This is a genomic window from Rhodoferax sp., assembly GCF_011391645.1.
Lineage (GTDB): Bacteria > Pseudomonadota > Gammaproteobacteria > Burkholderiales > Burkholderiaceae_C > Rhodoferax.
This window is the reverse complement of the sequence record NZ_JAABQC010000122.1, coordinates 1-7,185: the sequence shown is the minus strand read 5'-3', so window position 1 is coordinate 7,185 and position 7,185 is coordinate 1. Positions and strand designations below refer to the sequence as shown.

At 61.1% G+C, this 7,185-nt stretch carries 5 protein-coding genes; all 5 read right to left on the bottom strand.

Annotated elements, in window-relative coordinates; all coding sequences use genetic code 11:
* Window positions 1-1,643: translational GTPase TypA (gene typA, locus GPS82_RS12705; RefSeq protein WP_296495298.1), on the bottom strand; the 1,643-nt coding region annotated here is incomplete at its 3' end.
* A gap of 18 nt (window positions 1,644-1,661) precedes the next feature.
* Complete coding sequence (truB, locus tag GPS82_RS12700) at window positions 1,662-2,663, bottom strand: tRNA pseudouridine(55) synthase TruB (RefSeq protein ID WP_296495285.1); 1,002 nt, start codon at window positions 2,661-2,663, stop codon at window positions 1,662-1,664.
* 4 nt (window positions 2,664-2,667) lie between these two features.
* Window positions 2,668-3,036 carry a 30S ribosome-binding factor RbfA gene (gene rbfA, locus GPS82_RS12695; protein WP_296495283.1) on the bottom strand — a complete coding sequence of 123 codons (369 nt, stop codon included), beginning with the start codon at window positions 3,034-3,036 and terminating at the stop codon, window positions 2,668-2,670.
* A gap of 17 nt (window positions 3,037-3,053) precedes the next feature.
* The gene (infB, locus tag GPS82_RS12690) at window positions 3,054-5,996 is read right to left on the bottom strand and encodes a translation initiation factor IF-2 (RefSeq protein ID WP_296495281.1); all 2,943 of its coding nucleotides are present in this window, start codon (window positions 5,994-5,996) and stop codon (window positions 3,054-3,056) included.
* 74 nt (window positions 5,997-6,070) lie between these two features.
* Window positions 6,071-7,185 (bottom strand): transcription termination factor NusA (nusA, locus tag GPS82_RS12685; protein ID WP_296495279.1); only part of this gene is annotated, 1,115 nt, incomplete at its 5' end.

Here is a 7,185-nt window from a genome sequence, read left to right as displayed (position 1 = left end):
AGCTGCTTGGTGCGGGTGGCGTTGACCACCAGGTCGTTGTCACGGTTGTGGATACCCACAATCATGCCCTCGTACACCGGATCATTGGCGGTGACGAACATGCGGCCACGGTCGTCGAGCTTGCCCAGCGCGTAGTTGAAGATTTCGCCCGCATCCATCGAGATCAGCACGCCGTTCTTGCGCCCGCCAATCTCGCCCTTGTGCGGCTCGTAGCTGTCAAAGATGTTGGAGATCAGGCCGGAACCGCGCGTCAGGTTCATGAATTCGTTGGTGAAGCCAATCAGGCCCCGCGCCGGAATGCGGTATTCCAGGCGCACACGGCCGCGGCCATCGGGTTCCATGTTGATGAGGTCGGCCTTGCGCTCGCCCAGCGCCTGCATGACGCCACCCTGGTGCTGCTCTTCGATGTCGGCGGTGACCATTTCGATGGGCTCGTAACGCACGCCGTCAATGTCCTTGAACACCACGCGCGGTTTGGAAACCGCCAGCTCATAGCCTTCGCGGCGCATGTTTTCCAGCAAAATGGTCAGGTGCAGCTCGCCGCGGCCCATGACTTCGAAGATACCTTCTTCGTCGGTTTCCTTGACGCGCAGCGCCACGTTGTGCTGCAGTTCCTTTTGCAGGCGGTCCCAGATCTGGCGGCTGGTGACGAACTTGCCTTCGCGGCCGGCCAGCGGGCTGGTGTTGACGCAAAAGTTCATGGTCAGGGTGGGCTCATCGACCTTCAGCATCGGCAGCGGCATCGGCGTGGTCGGATCGGTGATGGTGACACCAATGCCGATGTCGGCCAGGCCGTTGATCAGCACAATTTCACCCGGACCGGCCTCGGTGGCCTGCACGCGCTCCAGGCCCTCGAAGGTCAACACCTGGTTGATGCGGCCCTTCACCGCCTTGCCGTCCAGGCCTTCCATCACCACCACGTCCATCATCGGCTTGATCGTGCCCTGGCTGATGCGGCCAACGCCAATGCGTCCCACAAAGGTGGAGAAGTCGAGCGCCGAAATTTGCAGCTGCAGCGGCGCTGCCGGGTCACCCTGCTGGTGCGGCACGTGGTCCAGAATGGTGTCAAACAGGGCCGACATGTCAGGACCCCACTGCTCACCCTGGCCGCCCTCTTCCATCGACGACCAACCGTTGATGCCCGAGGCGTAAACCACCGGGAAATCCAGCTGGTCATCGGTGGCGCCGAGCTTGTCGAACAAATCAAAGGCGGCATCCACCACGAACTGGGGACGCGCACCGGGCTTGTCCACCTTGTTCACCACCAGAATCGGCTTCAAGCCCAGGGCCAGCGCCTTTTTGGTCACAAAGCGGGTCTGCGGCATGGGCCCTTCCTGGGCGTCGATCAACAGCACCACGCCGTCGACCATGCTCAGGGCGCGCTCCACCTCGCCGCCAAAGTCGGCGTGGCCGGGGGTGTCGACGATGTTGATGTGCGTGCCTTTCCAGGTCACGGCGCAGTTTTTGGCCAGAATCGTGATGCCGCGCTCTTTTTCGATCGCGTCGTTGTCCATCACGGTGTCAACCACCTTCTCGTGCTGGGCAAAGGTGCCGGACTGGCGCAGCAACTGGTCCACCATGGTGGTTTTGCCGTGGTCAACGTGGGCGATGATGGCAATGTTTCGGATTTGGTTATTGATCATGGTTCACTTTCTCTTAAATTAGTTCAGGACCGCGCACCCTGCGCCCGTTGTTGTCCCGGCATCTTTCACACTCGTTTTAAAACTTTTCATTTGCTCAATTTCTGGCGCACTCAAAAGCCGGACAGGAATCAGCTCACCCGAATTGACCTGCGCCGTGCCCAGCAAACTGCCGTCCGCGCTGGCATACACCGCCACCTGCACGGCATCCGGCCAGTCACCCCGTCGACGCAAGCCGGATAAAAATCTGGCTGCATTCTCTCCATCCAGTGTGACCGGCGTGTGGCCCGCCAACAAACTGTCAACCGGCAGCAGGCAGGCCAGGCGCTGTTCTTCAGTCATGGCCTCCAGCGCTTCCAGGGTGACGCACTGCGCCAGCCCGAAACCGCCTGTCGCCAGGCGTCTCAACGCGCTCAAATGCGCGCCGCAACCCAGCGCCTCACCGATGTCCTCACCCAGCGTGCGGATGTAGGTTCCCTTGCTGCACTTGGCCACCAGTCTGACAACCGGCTGCGGCGCATCGGTGGTCTCAAGCGCCAACCGCAATTCATAAATCTGCACCTCCCGTGAGGCCCTTTCCACGTCAATCCCGGCACGCGCATACTCGTAAAGCGCCTTGCCGTCCTTCTTCAAGGCGCTGTGCATGGGCGGCAACTGGCTGATTGGCCCGGTAAACTGCGCCTGCACGCCCGCCACGTCGGCGGCGCTCACCGCCACCGGCCGGGTTGCAATCACCTCGCCCTCGGCATCACCGGTGCTGGTTTTTACGCCCAGACACAGCACTGCCTCATAGGTTTTGTCGGCATCGAGCTGCAACTGGCTGAACTTGGTGGCGGCCCCAAAACACAGGGGCAGCACACCTGTGGCCAGCGGGTCAAGGGTGCCGGTGTGGCCCGCTTTTTCAGCACGCAACAGCCATTTCACCTTCTGCAAGGCATCATTGCTCGACCAGCCCAATGGCTTGTCCAGCAACAGCACCCCATGCACGGGGCGCCTGGCAACCCGTACCCGTGGCGCGTTCATCTAATTAATCTTCCTTGGCCCGGGAGGCGACCGCGCGAGCGATCAGGGCGTTCATGTCGGCGGCACGCTCAGGCGTCTGGTCAAAAATGAAATGCAGCGTGGGCACGGTGTGAATGTGCAGGCGCTTGAACAAGCCGGCGCGCAGAAAGCCGGCGGCCTGGTTCAAGCCCTCGGTGCAGGCTTTCACGTCTCCGGCAAGCAAGCTGAAAAACACCTTGGCATGGGCATAGTCGGGCGTCACTTCGACGCCCTGAATGGTGACCATGCCAACACGCGGGTCCTTGAGCTCGCGCGCGATCAGCTCGGTCAGATCACGCTGGATCTGATCGGCCACCTTGAAGGCGCGGTTGGGTGTGGCAGATTTCTTGTGCACGGATCAATCCCGGTCGGTTACAAGGTACGCGCCACTTCGCGGATCTCGAAGAACTCCAGCACGTCACCTTCCTGGATGTCGTTGTAGTTCTTGATGTTCAGGCCGCAATCGAAGCCCTCGCGCACTTCCTTGGCATCGTCCTTGAAGCGCTTGAGCGACTCGAGTTCGCCGGTCATGATCACCATGTTCTGGCGCAGCAGGCGCAAGCGCGCGCTGCGGCGCACCACACCGGCCGTGACCATACAACCCGCAATCGAGCCAATCTTGGACACCTTGAAAATCTGGCGAATCTCGGCGGTACCGATGATTTCTTCCTTCTTGTCCGGCGTCAGCATGCCCGACATGGCCAGCTTGAGCTCATCGACCGCGTCGTAAATGATGTCGTAATAACGGATATCGACACCATTGTTCTCGGCCAGCTTGCGCGCCCCGGCATCAGCACGGGTGTTGAAGCCGATGATGACCGCCTTGGAGGCAATGGCCAGGTTGACGTCGGACTCGCTGATGGCGCCCACAGCGGCGTACACCAGTTGCACCTTGACCTCGTCGGTGGAGAGCTTGAGCAGCGACTGCGACAAGGCTTCCTGCGAGCCCTGCACGTCGGCCTTGACAATGATCGGCACCATCTTGACCTCGCCCGCTGTCATGTCGGTGAACATGTTTTCGAGCTTGGATGCCTGCTGCTTGGCCAGCTTGGTGTGGCGGAACTTGCCGGCACGGTAAGTGGCAATTTCGCGGGCACGGCGCTCGTCAGCCATCACCATGAATTCATCACCGGCTTGCGGCACTTCAGTCAGGCCCTGGATTTCAACCGGAATTGACGGGCCTGCCGTTTTGACCGGCTTGCCGTTTTCGTCGAGCATGGCGCGCACGCGGCCAAAGGTCTGGCCCGCCAGCACCACGTCACCCGCCTTCAAGGTGCCTGATTGCACCAGCACGGTGGCCACGGGGCCGCGACCCTTGTCAAGCCGGGCCTCGATCACCAGGCCCTTGGCCATGGCATCGACCGGCGCCCTGAGCTCCAGCACCTCGGCCTGCAACAGCACCTGTTCCAGCAAGGCATCAATGCCCTGGCCGGTCTTGGCAGACACCGAGACAAACGGTGAACTACCGCCAAAATCTTCAGGAATCACGTCTTCAACCACCAGCTCGTTCTTGACGCGCTCGGGGTTGGCGTCGGGCTTGTCGACCTTGGTGATCGCCACCACAATCGGCACCCCCGCCGCCTTGGCGTGCTTGATGGCTTCCTTGGTTTGCGGCATGACGCCGTCGTCGGCCGCCACCACCAGAATCACGATGTCAGTGGCTTGCGCGCCACGGGCACGCATGGCGGTAAATGCCTCGTGGCCGGGGGTGTCGAGGAACGACACCACGCCACGCGCTGTTTCCACATGGTAGGCACCAATGTGCTGGGTGATGCCGCCGGCCTCACCCGTGGCCACCTTGGTGCGGCGAATGTAGTCCAGCAATGAGGTCTTGCCGTGGTCAACGTGGCCCATCACGGTCACCACAGGGGCGCGCGACAAGGACGGGGCCTGCTGTTGCGAGACTTCGTCATCGGTGAAGGCTTCCGGGTCGTCAAGCGCCGCCACAATGGCTTTGTGACCCATTTCCTCGACCAAAATCATGGCCGTGTCCTGGTCCAGCGGCTGGTTGATGGTGACCATCTGTCCCAGTTTCATCAGGTGCTTGATCACCTCGGAGGCCTTGACAGCCATCTTGTGGGCCAGCTCGGCCACGGTGATGGTTTCAGGCACGTGCACTTCCAGCACCCGCACCTCGGCCGGCGCGCCTTGCGCGTGGTGATCGTCATGACCGCGGTCGTTGCTGCCACGCCGTCCGCGCGGGCCGCCGCGCCAATTGCCTGCCCGTCCGGCACCGGCTCCGGTGTCGCCCCGGGTGGGAATGCCTTTTTTCTTGGCCGGGTCACCCGCCCAGCTGCTGGAAAGCTTGGCCGATTTGACCTCTTTGCCAGCGCCCGCAGCCGCACCCGCTGCCGCAGCAGGCGTTGCTGGCTTGGTGCCGGCGGGACTACCCGCGGGCTTGTGCAATGTGCCTTTGATGCCGGCCTTGGCCGCCTCTGCGGGTTTGGCAACCGGCTTCGGTTCTTCGACCTTTTTGGGAGGCAGTTTCTTGCCGGGCTGCGACATCATCAAACGAATGGCAGCGGCCTCGGATTCGGCTTTTTGCCGACGTGTGGTCAGATCCAGCGCGCGCGCCTGCTCTTCTGCCAGCAGGTTTTTGGAGTCAAGTGCCGCCTTTTCCTGGGCCAGTGCCTTCAATTGTTGCTGCGCCGCCTTGTCGGCCTCTGCCTTGGCGGCAGCCGCTTCTCCGGCGGCCCTGATCGCGGCGTCATCCACCACCGGGCTTGTCGTTACCGGCTTGCTCTGTTCAGCGAGCTGCACGGCCTGCTCACGCTCGGCCGCCGCCTCAGCAGCGGCCCGGTCTGCCGCCTCGCGAGCGAGGGTTTCCTGCGCTTCACGATGACGGCGTCGCTCGGCCAGCTCTTCTTCCTGGCGGCGGATCAACTCGGCCTGGCGGCGGGCTTCTTCTTCGCGACGCGCCAATTCAGCGTGGTCGATTTGCAAGGTCGCGGCGTGTTGCGCCTCGTGTTCTTCCGTTTCTTCCGGCACAGCAACCGCATTGGTGTCGGTGCCGTCGTCACGACGCACAAAGGTGCGCTTTTTACGCACTTCCACCTGGATCGTGCGCGCCTTGCCGGTGGCATCCGCCTGCTTGATTTCAGTGGTCGATTTTTTGACCAGCGTGATCTTTTTACGCTCGCCCAGATGGGTGCCGTGGCTGAGCTGCAAATAACTCAACAGACTCTGCTTGTCGGATTCCGTGAGTTTGTCCGATGCTGCCAATTTGGCAACACCTGCCGACTTCAATTGCTCAAGCAACGTGTCGGGTGATTTCTTGAGTTCATTAGCAAACTCGGCAACGGTCATACTGGACATTTTTTGGGTAACCTTTGGTTCAGACGTCAATGCCCGCGGGCAGGGACGTCTTGGCTTTTACTTTAAATTCATGATCATTCACTTTGGGTGGAAGCGGCTTCACCGGCGAACCAATGTTCGCGGGCCTTCATGATCAAGGTCCTGGCTTCTTCTTCTGACAGACCGGTGATCTCGGTGAGTTCATCCACCGCCAGATCAGCCAAATCATCGAGCACATGAACACCGTTGTCAGCCAGCTTGCCGATCAGCGCTGCATTCAGGCCCTCGAGGTCGCGCAGGTCCATCGCCACGCCGCCGGAATTTTCTTCCAGGGCGATTTCCATGGTCAACAGGGCGTCTTTGGCGCGGGCGCGCAGTTCGCTGACCGTGTCTTCGTCAAAGCTCTCGATTTCCAGCATTTCCTCAAGCGGCACATAGGCCACCTGCTCCAGGCTGGTAAAGCCCTCGGCAATCAGCAGGTCGGCGATTTCTTCGTCAACATCGAGTTTTTCCATGAACAAATGGCGGCTGACGTCCACTTCACTGGCCTGCTTTTCTGCAGATTCCGCCGCATCCAATATGTTGATTTTCCAGCCAGTCAGCTCTGCCGCCAGACGCACGTTCTGTCCGCCGCGACCAATGGCTATGGCCAGGTTTTCCTCGTCCACCACCACGTCCATGGCGTGGCGCTCTTCGTCCACCACAATGCTGCTCACATTGGCCGGCGCCAGGGCGCCAATGACGAACTGCGCCGGGTCCTCGCTCCACAGCACAATGTCCACGCGTTCGCCAGCCAACTCGGTGGTCACCGCGTTGACACGGGTGCCGCGCACGCCAACGCAGGTGCCAATCGGGTCAATGCGCTTGTCATGCGACAACACGGCAATTTTGGCCCTTGAACCGGCATCACGGGCGCAGGATTTGATCTCCAGCAGGCCCTGCTCAATCTCTGGCACCTCGTTGCGAAACAGCTCTTTCATGAACTCGGGCGCCGAGCGCGACAGCACGATCGGTGCGCCGCGCAGCGTCAGGTCGACTTCCATGATCATGGCGCGCACACGGTCACCGGTGCGAAAGTTTTCTTTCGGGATCATTTCATTGCGGCGCAGGCGACCTTCAACGCGGCCCGACTCAACAATCAGGTCGCCCTTGTCCATGCGCTTGACGGTGCCGACAAAAATCTTGTCGCCACGCGACATGAAGTCGTTGA